This is a genomic window from Pseudomonas sivasensis (assembly GCF_021391435.1).
Taxonomy (GTDB): Bacteria; Pseudomonadota; Gammaproteobacteria; order Pseudomonadales; family Pseudomonadaceae; genus Aquipseudomonas; species Aquipseudomonas sivasensis.
This window is the reverse complement of sequence record NZ_CP090029.1, coordinates 5,514,715-5,532,559: the sequence shown is the minus strand read 5'-3', so window position 1 is coordinate 5,532,559 and position 17,845 is coordinate 5,514,715. Positions and strand designations below refer to the sequence as shown.

General features: G+C 62.0%; 15 protein-coding genes. 6 read left to right on the top strand and 9 right to left on the bottom strand.

Features of this window, described 5'->3' with window-relative positions; all coding sequences use genetic code 11:
- Positions 1–6: 6 nt before the first annotated feature.
- From LRO94_RS25050 to LRO94_RS25035, 4 genes are all read right to left on the bottom strand, one after another.
- Complete coding sequence (locus tag LRO94_RS25050; protein ID WP_032884611.1) at positions 7–561, bottom strand: tetratricopeptide repeat protein; 555 nt, start codon at positions 559–561, stop codon at positions 7–9.
- Between the two features lie 225 nt (positions 562–786).
- Positions 787–2,070 (bottom strand): glutamate-1-semialdehyde 2,1-aminomutase, encoded by a 1,284-nt coding sequence (gene hemL, locus LRO94_RS25045; protein WP_095186212.1) that lies wholly within the window; start codon positions 2,068–2,070, stop codon positions 787–789.
- An 18-nt stretch (positions 2,071–2,088) separates the two neighbouring features.
- Positions 2,089–2,712, bottom strand: a complete 624-nt coding sequence (gene thiE / locus LRO94_RS25040; RefSeq protein ID WP_032884613.1) for a thiamine phosphate synthase — start codon at positions 2,710–2,712, stop codon at positions 2,089–2,091.
- Between the two features lie 31 nt (positions 2,713–2,743).
- Entirely contained in the window at positions 2,744–3,541 is a 798-nt protein-coding gene (locus tag LRO94_RS25035; RefSeq protein ID WP_122756000.1) for a hydroxymethylpyrimidine/phosphomethylpyrimidine kinase, read from the bottom strand.
- A 275-nt stretch (positions 3,542–3,816) separates the two neighbouring features.
- Between LRO94_RS25035 and LRO94_RS25030 the strand changes: the two genes are divergently transcribed.
- The 4 genes from LRO94_RS25030 to LRO94_RS25015 all read left to right on the top strand — a co-directional run bounded on the left by LRO94_RS25030 (position 3,817) and on the right by LRO94_RS25015 (position 10,307).
- Positions 3,817–6,207 carry a hybrid sensor histidine kinase/response regulator gene (locus tag LRO94_RS25030; protein ID WP_099603269.1) on the top strand — a complete coding sequence of 797 codons (2,391 nt, stop codon included), beginning with the start codon at positions 3,817–3,819 and terminating at the stop codon, positions 6,205–6,207.
- 68 nt (positions 6,208–6,275) lie between these two features.
- Positions 6,276–7,931 carry an acyl-CoA dehydrogenase family protein gene (locus LRO94_RS25025; RefSeq protein WP_179179836.1) on the top strand — a complete coding sequence of 552 codons (1,656 nt, stop codon included), beginning with the start codon at positions 6,276–6,278 and terminating at the stop codon, positions 7,929–7,931.
- 195 nt (positions 7,932–8,126) lie between these two features.
- On the top strand, positions 8,127–9,599 hold the full coding sequence (amn, locus tag LRO94_RS25020; protein ID WP_163033266.1) for an AMP nucleosidase: 1,473 nt from the start codon (positions 8,127–8,129) through the stop codon (positions 9,597–9,599).
- A 72-nt stretch (positions 9,600–9,671) separates the two neighbouring features.
- Positions 9,672–10,307, top strand: a complete 636-nt coding sequence (locus LRO94_RS25015; RefSeq protein ID WP_122765288.1) for a pseudouridine synthase — start codon at positions 9,672–9,674, stop codon at positions 10,305–10,307.
- On the opposite strand, the gene LRO94_RS25010 is transcribed toward LRO94_RS25015, so the two are convergent.
- On the bottom strand, positions 10,302–10,511 hold the full coding sequence (locus LRO94_RS25010; protein WP_032884769.1) for a DUF2788 domain-containing protein: 210 nt from the start codon (positions 10,509–10,511) through the stop codon (positions 10,302–10,304). The genes LRO94_RS25015 and LRO94_RS25010 overlap by 6 nt on opposite strands.
- Positions 10,512–10,706: 195 nt before the next feature.
- Complete coding sequence (locus LRO94_RS25005; RefSeq protein ID WP_003176264.1) at positions 10,707–11,186, bottom strand: Lrp/AsnC family transcriptional regulator; 480 nt, start codon at positions 11,184–11,186, stop codon at positions 10,707–10,709.
- A gap of 416 nt (positions 11,187–11,602) precedes the next feature.
- Between LRO94_RS25005 and LRO94_RS25000 the strand changes: the two genes are divergently transcribed.
- Positions 11,603–12,676 (top strand): DUF6515 family protein, encoded by a 1,074-nt coding sequence (locus LRO94_RS25000; RefSeq protein ID WP_179179837.1) that lies wholly within the window; start codon positions 11,603–11,605, stop codon positions 12,674–12,676.
- Here the strand turns inward: LRO94_RS25000 and LRO94_RS24995 are convergent.
- Positions 12,673–13,566 carry a cation diffusion facilitator family transporter gene (locus LRO94_RS24995; protein ID WP_032884620.1) on the bottom strand — a complete coding sequence of 298 codons (894 nt, stop codon included), beginning with the start codon at positions 13,564–13,566 and terminating at the stop codon, positions 12,673–12,675. The two genes, LRO94_RS25000 and LRO94_RS24995, sit on opposite strands and share 4 nt — an antisense overlap.
- 9 nt (positions 13,567–13,575) lie before the next feature.
- Positions 13,576–13,995: a polyribonucleotide nucleotidyltransferase gene (locus tag LRO94_RS24990; protein ID WP_179179838.1), complete on the bottom strand. Its 420-nt coding sequence runs from the start codon at positions 13,993–13,995 to the stop codon at positions 13,576–13,578.
- Positions 13,996–14,105: 110 nt separating this feature from the next.
- On the opposite strand from LRO94_RS24990, the gene hrpB reads away from it, so the two are divergent.
- Positions 14,106–16,613 carry an ATP-dependent helicase HrpB gene (gene hrpB, locus LRO94_RS24985; RefSeq protein ID WP_122765289.1) on the top strand — a complete coding sequence of 836 codons (2,508 nt, stop codon included), beginning with the start codon at positions 14,106–14,108 and terminating at the stop codon, positions 16,611–16,613.
- A gap of 124 nt (positions 16,614–16,737) precedes the next feature.
- Here hrpB and LRO94_RS24980 read toward each other — a convergent pair whose 3' ends face one another.
- Entirely contained in the window at positions 16,738–17,826 is a 1,089-nt protein-coding gene (locus LRO94_RS24980) for an endonuclease/exonuclease/phosphatase family protein (RefSeq protein WP_032884623.1), read from the bottom strand.
- Between the last annotated feature and the right edge of the window lie 19 nt (positions 17,827–17,845).

Below are 17,845 nucleotides of genomic sequence, written 5' to 3'. Positions count from 1 at the left end.
CGACTGTCAGGGCAGGGGTGAGAAGGGCGAACGCCCATCGGCACTCTGCAGTTCCTGCAGGTAGTTGCGGAAAATCTGGCCCAACACCTGGGTGGCCACTTCCAGTTCATCGCGCTGCATGTGCTCGGCGACTTCGTCGGCCGTGTCCAGCGCGTCTTCGGCGCCGTTGACGGCGGCCATTTTCAGCACGATATACGCCTGAACGTTATTGGCCGGCACGCCTTCGCCTTTGAAGAACATGGTGCCTAGCTGGAATTGTGCCTGCGCGTGACCCTGCAACGAGGCTTTCTCGAAGTAGCTCAAGGCTTTGTTGAGGTCGAGGGCGGGATTTTTGCTGTCGTGGTAGTACTCGCCCAACTCATATTGCGCCTGCGCATCACCTTCGTCGGCCTGTTTCTGGCACGCGCTCAGGGATTCGGCCTGGCTGTCTGGCTGGGTATTGAGGGTGCAACGACCCATCGCTGGGATTAACAACGAGTTGCCGCCTGCTTGGGCATTTGCCAGCAGCGGCTGAAGGAGCAACAGGCAGCCCAGTACCAGGGTGCGGCCGGTGCGTTTCATGGGAATCGACTTACCTCTGACGGGGCGCGCGGACCCTCACGGGATCCAATAAGCGCGCATTATGAAATAAGCAGGCCTCTGCTTACAAAGTCTTTACTCGTTTTTCTGCTGCTTGGGCAAGTTATCTGCCGGATTGCAGGTGAATTCTCGAAAAAATAAGGAAATCTCTGTAAGCAAAGTAGCAAATCTGGCGCCACCCACAGCGACGCCAGATGTTGCGACCGTTTATTTCAGGGCAGCGAATGCGCGTTCAGCGGCGTCCAGGGTCAGTTGCAACTCGGTTTCGCCATGGGCAATCGATGTGAAGCCCGCTTCAAAGGCACTCGGCGCCAGGTACACGCCGCCTTCCAGCATCAGGTGGAAGAAGCGTTTGAACAGGTCGGCGTCGCTGCTCATCACGTCATCAAAGGTGACGATATCGTCCGCACCGCTGAAGTACAGGCCGAACATGCCCCCCGCCTGCGTGGTGACAAACGGGATGCCGGCCGCATCGGCGCGCTGTTGCAGGCCGTCCAGCAGGCGAGTGGTGTAGTCGGTCAGCTCAGCGTGAAAGCCCGGGCGGCTGATCAAACGCAGCGTTGTCAGGCCGGCAGCCATAGCCAGCGGGTTACCCGACAGCGTGCCTGCCTGGTAGACCGGACCCAGTGGCGCGATGTGCTGCATGATTTCGCGTTTGCCGCCGAAGCAGCCTACCGGCATGCCACCGCCGATGATCTTGCCGAAGGTGCTCAGGTCAGGCGTGACGCCATAGTGCGCCTGGGCACCACCAAGGGCGACGCGGAAGCCGGTCATCACTTCATCGAAAATCAATACCACGCCATGCTTGTCGCACTGCTCGCGCAGGCCTTCGAGGAAACCCGGTGCAGGTGGTACGCAGTTCATGTTGCCGGCCACCGGCTCAACAATGATGCACGCCACGTCTTGGCCGACTTCGTTGAGCATCTGCTCGACGGCGGCTATGTCGTTGAACGGCAGCGTCAGAGTGTGCTTGGCAAATGCCGCTGGCACACCGGCCGAGCTGGGCACGCCTTGGGTCAAAAGGCCGGAGCCGGCTTTTACCAGCAGGCTGTCGGAGTGGCCGTGGTAGCAGCCTTCGAACTTGATGATGCTGTCGCGGCCGGTGAAACCACGGGCCAGACGAATCGCGCTCATAGTGGCTTCGGTGCCGGAGCTGACCATGCGCACCATTTCCATTGACGGCACGATTGAGCACACCAGGTCAGCCATCTCGGTTTCCATGGCGGTAGGGGCGCCGTAGGACAAGCCGTGCTCCAGCTGTTTACGCACTGCATCCAGCACGTCCGGGTGGCTGTGGCCCAGGATCATCGGGCCCCAGGAACCGACGTAATCTACATAGCGTTTATCATCTTCGTCGGTGACATAGGCACCTTCGGCATGCTTGAAGAACAACGGCGTGCCGCCCACGCTCTTGAACGCACGCACGGGGGAGTTCACACCGCCGGGGATGTGTTTCTGGGCATTGGCAAACAGGGTTTCGGAACGAGACATGGTGGGGGCTCTCTGAATTCAGGATTTGATTAAGGCGTTGAAAGCGCGGGCGCGGCGCGTGACTTCCTGGGTGCTGTCGGCACCGAACAGACCGTGGACCACGGCCAGTAAGTCGGCACCGTGGGCCACCAAGGGCTCGGCGTTTTCCAGGGTGACGCCCCCGATCACGCAGATCGGCAAGTGCAGGCGCTTGCGGGCCTCAGCCAGCATTTCAAGGGTGGCGGCAGGTGCACCAGGCTTGGTATTGGAATTGAAGAAGCGACCGAAGGCGACGTAACTGGCGCCTTCGCGCGCGGCCTGTTCGGCCAGTTCAATCTGGCTGTGGCAGGTGGCGCCGATGATGGCTTTGGAGCCCAGCAGCGCACGGGCCGGTGTCAGTGGGCCGTCGGTCTGGCCCAGGTGCACGCCGACGCCCAGGCGCGCGGCCAACTCAGCGTCATCGTTGATGATCAGTTGGGTCTTGTAGCGCGAGCACAGTTCACGCAGCTTTTCGGCTTCACGCAGGCGCCGGGCTTCGTCGCTGCTTTTGTCGCGGTACTGCAACAGGGTCACGCCACCGTCCAACGCCGCTTCCACATAGGCGAGGAATTTGCCGGCCAACAGTTGGCTGTCGGTGATGGCGTAAAGGCCACGTAGTTTCATCGGGCAGGCCTCTTGATGTTCGAGCAGAAAGTTACGAGCAGAAATCCAGCGGCAGCCGGCGCGGTACAAACTGGCCCTGGCCGAGCTGTTCAGCGTCACGCAGGGTGCGCCAGGTGTAGTTGAGCGCCGATTGCACCGCGCTCACCAGACCTTCGCCCTGAGCGATCCGCCCGGCCAGTGCGCTGGCCAGGGTGCAGCCCGAACCGTGATAGCTGCCGGGCAGGCGCTGGCAGGTAAAGGTCTGGTGCGTGCCGTCGCGGCTGTAGAGGCGGTTGTGCACTTCATGCTCGTCGCCATGTCCGCCGGTGATCAACAGATGCTTTATAAATGGCAGCAGTTTTTCGGCGCATTCGTCCGCGGTGCCTTCGGGCAGTTCGGCGAGAATGCGCGCTTCGGGCAGGTTCGGTGTGGCAATCAGCGACAACGGCAGCAGCCGCTCGCGCATGGCGTAGCCCACTTCGTCCTTGCCCAGGCTCCCGCCGCCGCCGGCACGCAGCACCGGGTCGCACACCACCGGCAGGTGCGGATGCGCCTGCAGCAGTTCGACCACGGTGTCGACCATTGCGGTGGAACCGAGCATGCCCAACTTGACCGCCGCTACTTCGGAATCGCCGAGCACGGCATTGGCCTGGGCCATTACCCACTCGCGGTCGAGCACGCGAAAGTCGCTGACATTGACGGTGTTCTGCACGGTCAGGGCAGTAACGGCCGGAGCCGCATGGCACCCTTGGGCGAGCAGGGCTTCGATATCTGCCTGCAAGCCGGCGCCACCACTGGGATCATGGCCGGAGAGACAGAGGACAACAGGGCGAGAGCTGTAGATATTCATGGTGCGCGAGCTTACCACCAAACGCTTTTGGCGTGGCCGTCGCCCGATGGTTGAATTTTGTCCAGGATGCGACGCTTTTTTGGCACTTTTCTTCTCGCAAAAGTGTGCTGAAAGCCTTGTCCTAGAGCCTTCAGGAAAATTATTTCAATGGTGTCCAATGGCCTTTAGCGGCTATGCTAAAGTGGATCCAAACAACTTAACTGTATCGCCGGTGTACGTCTTCTCAAAAGGAATGGGGGCTTTTGACATAACCGGACAGGCCACGCTGGGGCTCTATGCGCTATTTGCTGATCTTATTGTTGTGCGGGCTGCCGATGCTCGCCAACGCCATCGAGTTCAACCAGGACACCCGCAGCCTGGCACTGGGCCGAGCCATGCAAGTGCTCGAAGACCCGACCGATGCCCTCACGATTGCCGATGTCAGCGCGCCTTCCGCCGCCCGACAATTCAAACCCCACGATAAAGACACCCTCAATGCCGGCTATTCACGCTCGGTGTTCTGGCTCAAGGTCAACCTGCATTACCTGCCACACAGCCCCGAGGCCCAACGTACTTGGTTGCTGGAGTTGGCCTACCCGCCGCTGGACCACCTTGACCTGTACCTGCCCGACAGCACCGGCAACTATCGCCTGGCCGGGCGCACCGGGGATGCGTTGCCGTTTTCCGCCCGTGAGATTCGCCAGAACAACTACCTGTTCAAGATCGATTTCACCCCCGGCGAGGCGAAAACCGTGTACCTGCGCCTGCAAAGCGAAGGCTCGATCCAGGCGCCGCTGACCCTTTGGTCCAGCACCGCCTACCTGGAACAGCAGCCGCTGCGCTTGTATGTATTGGGCCTGATCTACGGCGTGTTGTTGGGGATGCTGGTGTACAACCTGTTTATCTACCTCAGCGTGCGCGACACCAGCTACCTCTATTACATCTTCTATATCGCCTCGTTCGGCATGTACCAGTTGTCGGTCAACGGCGCGGCAGTGGAGTATTTCTGGCCGAACAACCCCTGGTGGGCGAATGCCGCGACGCCGTTCCTGATCGGTGCGGCCGCGTTGTTTGGCAGCTTGTTCGCGCGCAGCTTCCTGCATACGGCGCAGCACAGTCGCTGGATCAACCGCTTACTGCTGGCGTTGGTGGCCTGCGGTGCCGTGGTGATGTTGTTATCGCTGATGACCAGCTACGCCCTGGCGCTGCGCCTGGCTACCGGCTTGGCGTTGGTGTTTACCGTGACTATCTTTGTCGCCGCCATCAAGGCCTGGTACTGCGGGCAGCGGGTGGCGCGCTATTTCATCATTGCTTGGTCGGCCTTCCTGCTGGGCGGAGTGGTGAATACGCTGATGGTGCTGGGCTACCTGCCCAATGTGTTCCTTACGATGTACGCCAGCCAGATCGGCTCGGCGATTGAAGTGGCGCTGTTGTCCCTGGCGTTGGCTGATCGCATCAATGCCATGCGTGAGCAACAGGCGCAGATTCTGCTCGACGCCAGCCAGAAGCTCGAAGTGCTCAACCAGCAACTCGCCCGCAGCAACCGGCTCAAGGATGAGTTCCTCGCCACCCTGACCCACGAACTGCGCACCCCTATGAACGGCGTGATCGGCTCCCTTGAGTTGATGCAAACCGTGCCACTGGACGACGACCTCGCGCAATACCAGCAAACCGCCGCCGGCTCGGCGCGGGACATGATGCGCATGGTCAACGGCATTCTGACCCTCACCGAACTGCAGGCCGGGCGCCTCAGTGCACAGCTTCAGGTGTTCAGCCTGCGCGGCGTGCTCGACACCTTGCGCCAGCAATTCAGCGCCAGCGCCCAAGCCAAAGGCTTGGCGTTTTCCATCGATGTGGCCGATGAACTGCCGGACCGCGTGGTGGGCGACGCGGACAAACTTATCCAGTGCCTGGATTGCCTGCTGGACAACGCATTCAAATTCACCCACGAAGGCGCCGTGCGCCTGCGGGTGGTGGGCGTGCCCCACAGCGACGGTGGCTTGCGCCTGAGCTTTATTGTGACCGACACCGGTATTGGCTTCGCCTTCCTCGACGAGGCCACCCTGTACCAGCGGTTTTTCCAGCTGGATGGCTCCATGACTCGTGAATACGGCGGCATGGGTATCGGCCTGGCTATCTGCCGGCAATTGATCGAGCTGTTGGGCGGGCGCCTCACGCACCATTCCGAGCCAAGCAAGGGCAGTCGTTTTCAACTGGAAGTGGAAGTCAGCCCGGTGGCGCCTGAAGCAAAACCGGCGGCGGATCGGCAGCGCGCGCCTCAGGATTGCGCGGTGCTGCTGGTGGATGACAACAGCATCGGCCAACTGGTGGTGCGCGGCATGTTGCTCAAGCTCGGTTACCGAGTGAAAAACGTGGACAGCGGCCCGAGCGCATTAGCGGCCTTGCAGAGGGGCAATTTCGACGCGGTGGTGTTGGATATACCTGAGGGCGGCTTCTCATTGTGCTGTCAGATCCGTGCACTGCCGGGCTGCGCAGAGTTGCCGGTGATTGCCTTGAGCACGTCGCTGAATGTGTCTGAGCGCGAGCACTGTCATGGTATCGGCGTGTCCGACCGCCTCGCCAAGCCTGTGCGTTTTGAGGCCTTGCGGGTGGTGTTGGAGCGCCGGGTGCTGTGTCCGCAAGAGGGTGAAAGCGCCGGGCATTCGGCGGGTATGTCACTTTTTTAAGGCGGGTGACGGTGCTTAACTGAAATTCAGGCCTCAACTCAACGGGGCTTTTTCCATGAGGCCCCGTCATGAACCTGCACCCGTTCGCCGAAACCCACGACGTCACTAACCAGCCCCCATCCCTGGATGGCACCAACCTTTTCCGCATCGATCTGCCGTTGCAAGAGTGGTCGCGCCGCTTTGGTGCCGGCTGGGCGCAAGCGCGCCTCGATGCCTATGGCGCGCTGGCCGGTGGGCCGTTGATGGCGGCCGGTTTCCTGGCGAACCAGAACAAGCCCGTGTTCAACAGCCATGACCGTTATGGTCATCGCATCGACCTGGTGGAATTTCATCCTGCTTACCACGAACTGATGCGTATCGCCGTCGAACACGGCCTGCCGTCGTTGCCGTGGGCACACCCGCAGTCCGGCGCTCATGTGGCGCGGGCCGCGATGACTTATCTCCACAGCCAGGCCGAAGCCGGCACTGGCTGCCCGCTGACCATGACCTTCGCCTGCGTCCCGGCCCTGCGCCTGCAATCGGACCTGGCGAAGACGTGGTTGCCGAAAATCCTCAGCACCGAATATGACCCGCGCAATGTCGGTATCGCCCATAAGACCGGCGCCACCATCGGCATGGCCATGACCGAAAAACAGGGCGGCACCGATGTGCGGGCCAATACCACTCGCGCGTATCCGGTAGGGGCCGGCGGTCCAGGGCAAGCTTATGAGCTGGTGGGGCATAAGTGGTTCTGCTCGGCGCCGATGTGCGATGCGTTCCTGACGCTGGCTCAGACTGACAAGGGCCTGACCTGTTTCCTACTGCCTCGGCACCGCCCGGATGACACGCGCAACGAGTTCTATATCCAGCGCCTTAAAAACAAGCTCGGTAATTGCTCCAACGCCTCCAGCGAAGTGGAGTTTCGCGGTGCCCTGGCCTGGATGATCGGCGAAGAAGGCCGTGGCGTGCCGACCATCATCGAGATGGTCGCCATGACCCGCTTTGACTGCATGGTCGGCTCCAGCGCCTTGATGCGCCAGGCGTTGACCCAGGCCAGTCATCATTGCGCCCATCGCTTGGTAGGTGGCCGTGTACTCAGTGAGCAACCGCTGATGCAAAACGTGCTGGCCGACCTGGCACTGGAAAGCGAAGCCTCGCTGGCCTTGAGCATGCGCATGGGCTGCGCCCTGGATAATCTGGGTGATGAGCGGGAGGCCAAATTCGCCCGGCTGGTGACGGCGGTGGGCAAATATTGGATCTGCAAGCGCGCCCCGGCGATGATCAATGAAGCCGCCGAGTGCATGGGCGGCGCGGGGTATGTCGAGGACAGCATCCTGCCGCGCTTGTACCGTGAGGCCCCGGTAAATTCGACGTGGGAAGGTTCCGGCAATGTGCAGTGCCTGGACGTGCTGCGCGCTCTGTCCAAAGAGCCCGGCGTGCTGGAAGCGCTGTTTGTCGAACTCGGTGACGGGCATGGCGATAAGCAGCTGGCGCGGCACATCGAACAACTGAAGTCGGCGTTCATGGACACCCAGGACATTCAGTATCGCGCGCGGCAGTTGACTGAGGACATCGCCGTGGCACTGCAGGCCAAGTTATTGCTGGAGGCCGGTCATGGGGCGGTCAGCGATGGGTTTATCGCCAGTCGTTTGGGCGAGTCGTCTGGCCGCGTCTACGGCACCTTGCCGCGTGGCGTCGATGTCGGGGCCATCGTCGCGCGCTCAAGCCCGAATGTCTCTGAATAGACACGGTCCAAATGTGGGAGGGGGCTTGCTCCCGATGGCTGAGTGTCCGTCAGCCTATCTATAAACTGACCCACCGCTATCGGGAGCAAGCCCCCTCCCACAGGGATTGCAGCCATCTTGGGAGGGCACTCCAATTCAAGGTTTGCGTCTGACAGGGATACAGGCAAGATAAAGGCCTGCAAGTCAGAACACAGGATGCTTACCGTGACCGAAGCTTTTGTTGTCGTTCAAACCGCCGAAGAGGCCGTGGATCGGCTGGCGGCCCTGCATGAGCGGGCTACCGGCGCGCTCAATCAAGCCCTCAAGCAATACCTCAAGGACCGCGTCGAACCCGACGCCGCACAACGCGCGTTGTTTCGTTATCCAGAATTGCGCCTGACCTACCATTGCCACGGCGAAGTCCCACAGACTACCCGGGCGTATGCCAAGGTCCAGCTACCAGGGACCTACAGCGTTACCGTCACCCATCCGGCGGCGTTTCGTAAGTATTTGCTGGAACAATTGGTGCCGCTGATGCACGACTTCACCGTGACGGTGGAAGTGGGCGTCAGCCAGCAGAATATTCCGTACCCGTACGTGGTAGAGCAGGGCGACGAACTGGCCGGCTCTGGCGTAACCGCGGCCACCCTGGCCCGTGTGTTCCCCAGCACCGATCTGTCGGCCGCCACCGATGGCATCGCCGACGGCCTCTACGACTGGGAAAACACCGACCCGCTGCCCCTGGCACTGTTCGATGCGGCGCGTGTGGACTTCTCCCTGCGCCGCCTGGTGCATTACACCGGCAGCGACTGGCGCCATGTGCAGCCATGGATCCTGCTCACCAACTACCACCGTTATGTCGACCAGTTCATCCTGCATGGCCTGGAGCAACTGCGCAGCGACCCGCGCTTTATCCGCATGGTGCTGCCGGGCAACGTGGTGATCGATAAGAGCATGGACCACGGCGAAGCATCGGCCATTGCCGCGGGCGTGGTCTGGCATCGCTATCAGATGCCGGCCTATCACCTGCAGGCCAGCGATGGTCACGGCGTAACGCTGGTGAACATCGGCGTCGGCCCGTCCAACGCCAAGAACATCACTGACCACCTGGCCGTGCTGCGTCCGCATTGCTGGCTGATGATTGGCCACTGCGGCGGCCTGCGCCAATCCCAGACCATTGGCGACTACGTACTGGCCCACGCCTATATGCGCCGCGACGGGATTCTCGACCGCGTGGTGCCGCCGAACATTCCGATCCCGGCCCTGGCCGAAGTGCAGATGGCCTTGCAGCAAGCCGCCGCCAACGTCACCGGCGAAAAAGGCGAAGAGCTGAAAAAGCGCCTGCGCACCGGCACCGTGCTGACCTACGACGATCGCAACTGGGAACTGCGCTGGGCCCAGGAACGGCCATTGATCAACTTGTCCCGCGCCGTGGCGGTGGACATGGAAAGCGGCACCATCGCCGCCCAGGGCTACCGCTTGCGCGTACCGTACGGCACGTTGTTGTGTGTGTCGGACAAGCCGCTGCACAGTGAGATCAAATTGCCGGGTTCGGCCAACGCGTTCTACGAGCGTGCGGTCAGCCAGCACTTGAAGATTGGCATCGAGGCGGTGGACCTGTTGCGCACCGAACTCAACTCGCTGCACTCGCGCAAGCTGCGCAGCTTCGACGAGCCGCCGTTCCGCTAAGCGGTTGGGATGGTCATTTAGCGGTCAGGCCACTAGCATTGTCGGTCCTGACCGTTAGATGTTCCTTTTGCCATGTCCCGTCCTACTCGCCCCGATTCGCGCCGCCCTGGCGCGAAACCTCCGTATTCTGCTGCGCGCCGTGTTGCCAAGGCGCCGCCTGCCGAGCCGAAGTTGGTCCTGTTCAATAAACCCTTCGATGTGCTGACCCAGTTCAGCGACGAAGGCGGGCGCGCGACGCTCAAGGACTTTATCGACATCCCCGGCATTTACCCGGCAGGCCGCCTGGACCGTGACAGCGAAGGCCTCTTGCTGCTGACCAACGATGGTCAGTTGCAGGCGCGTATTGCCGATCCCAAGCACAAACTGGCGAAAACGTACTGGGTGCAGGTGGAAGGCGAACCCACCGAAGCATTGTTGCAACGCCTGCGCGACGGAGTAGAACTCAACGACGGCAAAACCTTGCCCGCCGAGGCCCGGCGTTTGGATGAGCCTGAGTTATGGCCGCGTAACCCGCCGGTGCGCTTTCGCAAAAACCTACCGACTTACTGGCTTGAACTGGTGATTCGAGAGGGGCGTAACCGCCAGGTGCGACGCATGACCGCCGCCGTGGGCCTGCCGACCTTGCGTCTGGTACGGGTGCGTATTGGCGATTGGACAATCGACGGCCTGGACCAAGGCCAATGGAAGGAAGTACCCGCGCGTTTATAAAGCGCCGGACTCGATGAGGCCGATCACCACGCTCTTGATGATGAACGCGGCCACGCCCAGGCCCAGCACGAAAAACAGGATGAACGAACCAAAGCGCCCGGCCTTGGATTTCTTCGCCAGGTCCCAGACGATAAAGCCCATGAAAATGATCAGGACGGTGACCAGGCCGGTCATCATCCATTCTTCGAAGAGTGCGGGGTCGATGTTATTCATGGGGGCTTCCGACGGGGCAGGCGGCAAGTATACGGCAGCGTCACAGGTGCAACATTGACTTGGATCGAAGTGCGTTCCAAATGTGGGAGGGGGCTTGCTCCCGATGGCGGTGTGTCAGTCAGCTAATCTGTGGCTGACACACCGTCATCGGGAGCAAGCCCCCTCCCACAGTTGACCTCACCGATCTTAAGTACGCAGGTGGGTCAGCGGCAATTCGGTGCTGTTGAGCACCTGGTTCAGCACAAAGCTCGACCGGACGCTGGTCACGCCTTCAATGCGAGTGAGGTGGCCCAGCAGCAGCTTCTGGTAGTGATCCATGTCCGGCACCACCACTTTCAACTGATAGTCAGCATCCATCCCCGTCACCAAACTGCACTCCAGCACCTGGGGCAAGGTGCGGATGGCTGCTTCGAAATTCTCGAAGCGCTCCGGTGTATGCCGGTCCATACCGATCAGTACATAGGCGGTGAGGCTCAGGCCGAGCATCTTGCGGTCGAGCAGAGCGACCTGGCGGGAGATGTAGCCGTCGTCCTCCAACTGCTTGACCCGGCGCGAGCACGGCGACGGCGACAAGCCGATGCGCTCGGCCAACTCCTGGTTGGAGATCCTCGCGTCGCGCTGCAATTCCGCCAAAATACTCAGGTCGTATCGGTCAAGCTTGCTCATTGGGTTGGCCTTTGTCGTAACTATTGCGGCGAATTATCCATGAAGGGTTAAAAATTGCGCAAGCACTGTTTATTGACGCAATCTTCGCAATCATCTGTCGGGCGCTGGCGGGTATCTTTATCAACAGAATCACCGCCTGGACAACAGTCCACAGCAGCTCGCCCAATCAGGCCTGCTGCGGCCGCCACCCCAGCAGGGTTGAGCCGGCCTCCAGGCTGCACACTGTCCACAAGACGGCGTGAGGTGAGCCAACGTCAAAAGCGTTGAGCATGGACGAAGTTCTCAAGGGGTGGCCGACGGGTCACCCCTTTTCTTTTGCCTTAAGAAAATTGTTCTCGTGACTGATAACCTGTCTCAGAACCGGGCGAGGCTTTTCCAGTCTCATGTTCAAGCCCTAATCCGCAGTGAGGAATAGCATGAAGCGCATCTGGCGTATGGCAGGTGTTGGTTTGCTGGTGGTCACCGTCGGCACGCAAGTGATGGCTGAAGAGCAACGCCCTGAAGCGGGCGGCCAGCATGAAAGAGGGGCGGAGCGTGGTCGGCAGGGTAACGAACAGCCGCGCCCGCAAAATAACCAGCCGCGCCCGCAGCCTCAGAACAATCAACCACGGCCCGAAAACAATCAGCCGCGTCCACAGAACCCGCATTTTGATCGCGCCGAGCAACAACAGCACGGTGGCGGACAGGGACAAGGTCGCCCGCAAGGTGCCGAACAGCCTCGGCCAGCACCGCAGCCTGCGAATAACCTGCCGATCCAGAGTCGCCCCGATACCGTGCGCCAGACCCAGGAGCCACGCCAGGGTTACTACCGTGACATCCCGCGTCGTAACGACGGCAACCAGCATTGGGAGGCCGGTGGTCCCGGTTCACGTCCGGGCAACAACGGCGGCGGTTACAACAACGGCCATCCTGGCGATAACCGTTGGCCAGGCCGTCCCGATGGGCATGGCAACGGCTGGGGCCCTGGCCCGCAATATCGTCCCGGTTATATCGTCGACCGCTTCCCCGACCGCAATTACCGCGTGCCGTACCGTGGCCAGGATTACTTCTTCTCCGGCGGCTACTGGTACCGCCCTCAAGGCCCGCGCTATGTAGTCGTGGCGCCGCCGTATGGCATTCGGGTGCATTACTTGCCGGACTATGCGCGCGAAGTCTGGGTCGGTGGCTCGCTGTTGTTCCTCGCCGCTGGCTCTTACTACGCCTACGAACAAAGCACCCAGCAATACGTGGTGGTGCAACCGCCGGCGCAAGTGCCGGCGCCGCAGCCAGCACCGCAAGGCAATGGCTATGACGTGGTGGCCTATCCCGCCAACGGGCAGTCACCGGCGCAAGTCCAGCAGGACGGTTACGACTGTTATCGCTGGGCGGTGCAACAAAGCGGCTTCGACCCGCAGGCGGCCACCTACGCCCCTGACCCAGCGGTGGTGCAAACCTACCGCCAGGCCCAGGGCAACTGCCTGAGCAGTCGCGGGTATCAGGTGCAGTACTAGGCCTTGGCGCCCGTAACCACTTCTCGTGGGTCGGCGTGCACCAGCACTTCGGCACGCGGGTAGGCGGCGTGAATGGCATCGGCGGCCTGGTCGCTGATGCCGTGGGCCACTGACAGCGTCAACTCCCCTGGCAGCTCCAGGTGCAACTGCACAAACCAATGGTTGCCAGAGATGCGCGTGCGCAAGTCATGGGCACCCAGCACCCCCGGCACGCCGCGCGCCAGTTCCAGCATGTGCTGGCTGACGTCCGGCGGCAGTTCCTCGTCCATCAACACCGCAAAGCTTTCCTTGGCGATCTGGATCGCGCTCCACAAAATGTAGGCGGCGATGCCCAGGCCGAACCAAGCGTCGAACTGATGAAAACCCATGCCCGCCAGCACCAGCGCCACGAGGATGCTGCCGTTGAGCAGCAAGTCCGAGCGATAGTGCAACGAGTCCGCCCGCACGGCATTGGAGCCGGTTTCGCGGACAACTCGGTGTTGCAGCATCAGCAGTGCCACGGTCAGCGCCAGGGAAAACACGATCACCCCAATGCTCAGCCACGGCGCGCCGACCGGTTCCGGATGCTGCAAACGCTCGTAGGCCTGCAAGGCGATCAGCACCGCACTGCCACCGATAAACAACGCCTGGGCCATGCCCGCCAGCGACTCCGCCTTGCCGTGGCCGTAACGGTGATCGTCATCGGCTGGGCGCAGGGCGTAATGGACCGCCAGCAGGTTCAGCAGCGAGGTCACGCCATCGAGCAGTGAGTCAGTCAACCCGGCGAGCATGCTCACCGAGCCGCTGAGCCACCAGGCGATGGCCTTTGTGACGATCAGCGCACAGGCCACGCCCACCGAGGCGCGGGTGGCCAGGCGTAACAGCCGGGCGTGTTCGGGACTGCTGGTCATAAACGTTCCTTAGGCGGCGGGTTGCACGCCCAGGGACGCAAGTTGTTGCACGCTGCCCTTGAACTGGATCATGCGTGGGTCGTCCAGCGGCAGGGTGCGGCCGGTTTCCTTCTGAATGATGCTTTGCAGCTTGGCGTTGTCGACCTTGCCGTCGGCGCCGATAGCTTCCTGGAGTTTTTCCGGGGCGACCTGGGCCGTCTTGCCGGGTTCGAAATAGATCGCGCCCGTGGCGAAGTCGACGCCGAACGCGATCAAGCCAGGGATCACGTAGAACAACAGGCCTACGGCATCGAGCACGGCAATGGCCGGGTCGATCTTGCCGTCGATCTGGCCACGACGGTCCGGGTAGAAAATCGAACCGCAGGCCGTCAGTTGGCTCAGCAGGGTGACGGCGAGGACACCGCCGATGACACGGGAAGCGATACGCATGAAGACTCTCCTGAACACGGTTGATAGGGGACTATATAGCACTGCCATTGAGACCATCGTCGGCATCCGGCAGTTCGCCGTTATACTCGCCGCTCTGCTTTGGAGCCAGTATGAATTCGTTGCCGATCGATGATGTTTTACCCGCCCTGCGTGACGCCTTGGCGAATCGCCATGAAGCCGTGCTGGAAGCGCCACCCGGCGCCGGTAAAACCACCCGTGTGCCCTTGGCCCTATTGAATGAACCCTGGCTGGCCGGGCAGACCATCCTGATGCTCGAACCCCGGCGTTTGGCCGCTCGCGCCGCCGCCGAACGTCTGGCCAGCGAGCTGGGCGAAAAGGTCGGTGAAACCGTCGGCTACCGCATCCGCCTCGACAGCAAAGTCGGCCCCAACACCCGCATCGAAGTCGTCACCGAAGGCATCCTCACGCGCCGCTTGCAGGACGACCCGGCGCTGGACGGCGTGGGCTTGCTGATCTTTGATGAGTTTCACGAACGCAGCCTCGACGCCGACCTGGCGCTGGCCTTGAGCCTCAACGGCCGCGAGTTGTTTCGCGACGAGCAACCACTGAAAATCCTGCTGATGTCTGCGACCCTTGAAGGCGAGCGCCTGGCCAGCCTGCTGGATGACGCGCCGATTCTGCGCAGTGAAGGGCGCATGTTCCCGGTGCAGATGCGCTGGGGCCGGCCGTACCAGGCCGGTGAATTTATCGAGCCGCGTGTGGTGCAGACTATCCTCGAAGCCGTGCATGACGAGACCGGCAGCGTGTTGGTGTTTCTGCCGGGGCAAGCCGAGATTCGGCGGGTCCACCAGCAACTGGCCGACGCGCTGGGTGATCGCCCTGATGTGCTGTTGTGCCCCCTGCATGGTGAGTTGGACCTGAATGCCCAACGCGCCGCCATCGACCCGGCACCCGCTGGTAAACGCAAAGTCGTACTGGCCACCAACATCGCCGAGACCAGCCTGACCATCAACGGCGTACGCGTGGTGATCGACGCCGGGTTGGCGCGCGTACCGCGTTTCGACCCCGGCAGCGGCATGACCCGCCTCGACACCCAGCGTATCTCCCGCGCCAGCGCCACCCAGCGCGCCGGTCGGGCAGGGCGCTTGGAACCGGGGGTGTGTTATCGGTTGTGGTCCGAAGACCAGCATGAAGGGCTGGCCGCGTATGGCAGTGCGGAAATCCTTGCGGCCGACCTCGCCGGCCTCGCCTTGCAGTTGGCGCGCTGGGGCGTCACGCCCACGCAACTGGTGTGGCTGGATCTGCCGCCGACCGCCGCGTATGCCCAGGCCCAGGATTTGTTGCAACGCCTCGGTGCATTGAACGAAGACACACTCACCGCCCACGGCCAGAAAATGGCCGAGCTGCCGGCCCATCCGCGCATTGCCCACTTGCTGTTGCGCGGGCAGGACTTGGGGTTGGCGGCCACCGCCTGTGATGTCGCCGCCTTGCTGGGTGAGCGCGATATCTTGCGCGGTGGCGGCGCGGATTTGCACAGTCGTCTGGCCCTGCTGTCCGGCGAAGAGCGGGCGCGCGGAACCCAAGGCGGTGTGCAGCGGGCCAAGCAATTGGCGCGGCAATATCGCAGCTATTTAAGAGGCCAGGCGACCCAACCGGTGCCCGACCCGGATCACCCGCGCTGGCTCGGTGCGTTGCTGGCGCTGGCCTACCCGGACCGTGTCGCCCAGCAACGTCGCCCCGGCGGTGCCGAATACCGCCTGGCCAACGGCCGCGCGGCGCTGTTCGCCGAAGCCGACAGCCTGATGAAACAACCCTGGCTGGTGATCGCCGACCTTGGCAGCCGCCAGGGCCAGCGCGAAGAACGCATCTACTTGGCGGCGGATTTTGATCCGGCACTGTTCGACTCGGTACTCGCCGAGCAAGTGCGCAACGTCGACCAGCTGGATTGGGACGAACGCGAAGGCGTGCTGCGTGCCGAGCGCCAGCGCAAAGTCGGCGAACTGGTGCTCAGCCGCGAACCTCTCACCGGTCTCGACGAAAACGCACGCAGCCAGGCGCTGGTCAATCTGGTGCGGCGCAAAGGCCTGGAGTTGTTGCCGTGGACGCCCGAGCTGCGCCAATGGCAGTCCCGCGTCATGCTGCTGCGCCAACTGGACGTCGGCAAAACCAGCGAATGGCCCGACATCAGCGATAGCGCCTTGCTCGCCGACCTGGAGCACTGGCTGATGCCCTACCTGGGCAAGGTCTCGCGCCTGAGCCATTTCGCCAACCTGGATATCTCCAGCTACCTGCACAACCTCTTACCCTGGCCGCTGCCCCAGCGCCTGGACGAGCTGGCGCCGCAGCATGTGAAGGTGCCATCGGGGTCATCGGTGCGGTTGGATTACAGCGAACAACCGCCGATCCTGGCGGTGCGCTTGCAGGAATTGTTCGGGCTGGCGGATACGCCAAGGATTGCGGGCGGGCGTCAGGTGGTGAAGTTGCACCTGTTGTCCCCGGCGCGGCGGCCGGTGCAGGTAACGCAGGATCTGGCGAACTTCTGGCGCAGTACGTACGCCGAGGTGAAGAAGGATTTGAAGGGCCGGTACCCCAAGCACTATTGGCCGGATGATCCGTTGATCGCAGAGCCGACCGCGCGGATCAAACCCCGAAAGTAATCGTGATAGAGATCCAAATGTGGGAGGGGGCTTGCCCTCGATGACTGTGGGCCAGTTACCGATAAGTTGACTGACGCACCGCTATCGGGGGCAAGCCCCCTCCCACATTAGTTTTGTGTGTCAGTTATTGCGCAGCGGGCAGCAGGAAGCGCGCAATCACCGGCAAATGGTTGGAAATACGCAACGTATCCTCCTGCCGCACCTTGGCCTCCACTCGCTTGATCCTCGGGCTGTAGAACAGGTAATCCAGGGTGCGATCCGGGCCATCGATGCTCGGGTCATTGGGAAAATGCGTCAGCCATTTCTCACGATCAATCCCGCTGGATTGGCTGTTGCTCGGGATCATCGGGTACTTATCCCACAACAGATGCAGCTCACTGTCCGGCGAATACTGCCCGCGCTTACCCGCATCCAAACGCAGGAATTGCCCCAGTGGCAGCAGGTTGAAATCACCGCCGATCAGCCAGGGCGTGCCACGGCCTTCGAATTTATCCAGTAACTTTACGGTGGCTTGCACTTGCTCCTGTACGGCACTGCGCCCCGGCGCGTCGCCGTCCAGGCGGGTGTTGAGGACGGCCAGTTGGCCGCCGTCGCTCAGTGGCAGGTAGGTCAACAGCAACGCTGGCTTGGGCTGGAATTGGCGACTGATGAAGTTGGCGTCCGGCACCGGCAATTGCAGGCGCTCGGCGTGTTCGATCTGGTAGCGGCTGAGGGTCGCGAGTTTTCGGCCGACGCTGCCGAAGATATGCAGGTCAGGCACAAAGTCGGCCTTCCAGTCGAAGGCCTGGGCGCTGCATGGATAGAGGTCGACCAGGCGCTCCTGCAACAAGGCAAGTTGGTCCTGGTAATGGGAGGGCTTGGCGTTTTCGTCGAGTTCCTGCAACAGCAGGATGTCGGGCTGTTCGTCGCGAATCACCCGTGCCACTTCATCCAGGCTCACAGCCATGTCTTCCACGGTGGGGCGGTCGTCCGGGCCGCTGCCGTCGGGGGTGTCGTACCAGAACACGTAGTTCTTGCCGGCCAGGTATTGCACGTTCCACGTCATAACCTTGAGCGCCTGCCCTGGCAGCAGCGTCGGCGCGCGGGGCGCAACGCAGCTCACCGGCAAGGTTTCCTTAGGCGCGGGGCGCCAGGTCAGGCTGTAGATCAGGGCGGTGAGCACGCCTGCGATGATCAGCAGGCCCAGCAAGGTGATGCGCAATAAACGGGTCATCGGCTCGGCTTATAGCGTT

Excerpts from the sequence above, each read along its gene's own strand:
- hemL (WP_095186212.1), bottom strand. The coding sequence starts at position 2,070 with ATGTCTCGTTCCGAAACCCTGTTTGCCAATGCCCAGAAACACATCCCC.
- LRO94_RS25025 (WP_179179836.1), top strand. The coding sequence starts at position 6,276 with ATGAACCTGCACCCGTTCGCCGAAACCCACGACGTCACTAACCAGCCC.
- LRO94_RS24995 (WP_032884620.1), bottom strand. The coding sequence starts at position 13,566 with ATGACCAGCAGTCCCGAACACGCCCGGCTGTTACGCCTGGCCACCCGC.
- LRO94_RS25035 (WP_122756000.1), bottom strand. The coding sequence starts at position 3,541 with ATGAATATCTACAGCTCTCGCCCTGTTGTCCTCTGTCTCTCCGGCCAT.
- LRO94_RS25005 (WP_003176264.1), bottom strand. The coding sequence starts at position 11,186 with ATGAGCAAGCTTGACCGATACGACCTGAGTATTTTGGCGGAATTGCAG.
- hrpB (WP_122765289.1), top strand. The coding sequence starts at position 14,106 with ATGAATTCGTTGCCGATCGATGATGTTTTACCCGCCCTGCGTGACGCC.
- LRO94_RS25015 (WP_122765288.1), top strand. The coding sequence starts at position 9,672 with ATGTCCCGTCCTACTCGCCCCGATTCGCGCCGCCCTGGCGCGAAACCT.
- LRO94_RS25030 (WP_099603269.1), top strand. The coding sequence starts at position 3,817 with ATGCGCTATTTGCTGATCTTATTGTTGTGCGGGCTGCCGATGCTCGCC.
- LRO94_RS25000 (WP_179179837.1), top strand. The coding sequence starts at position 11,603 with ATGAAGCGCATCTGGCGTATGGCAGGTGTTGGTTTGCTGGTGGTCACC.
- LRO94_RS25050 (WP_032884611.1), bottom strand. The coding sequence starts at position 561 with ATGAAACGCACCGGCCGCACCCTGGTACTGGGCTGCCTGTTGCTCCTT.
- LRO94_RS24980 (WP_032884623.1), bottom strand. The coding sequence starts at position 17,826 with ATGACCCGTTTATTGCGCATCACCTTGCTGGGCCTGCTGATCATCGCA.
- amn (WP_163033266.1), top strand. The coding sequence starts at position 8,127 with ATGCTTACCGTGACCGAAGCTTTTGTTGTCGTTCAAACCGCCGAAGAG.
- thiE (WP_032884613.1), bottom strand. The coding sequence starts at position 2,712 with ATGAAACTACGTGGCCTTTACGCCATCACCGACAGCCAACTGTTGGCC.
- LRO94_RS24990 (WP_179179838.1), bottom strand. The coding sequence starts at position 13,995 with ATGCGTATCGCTTCCCGTGTCATCGGCGGTGTCCTCGCCGTCACCCTG.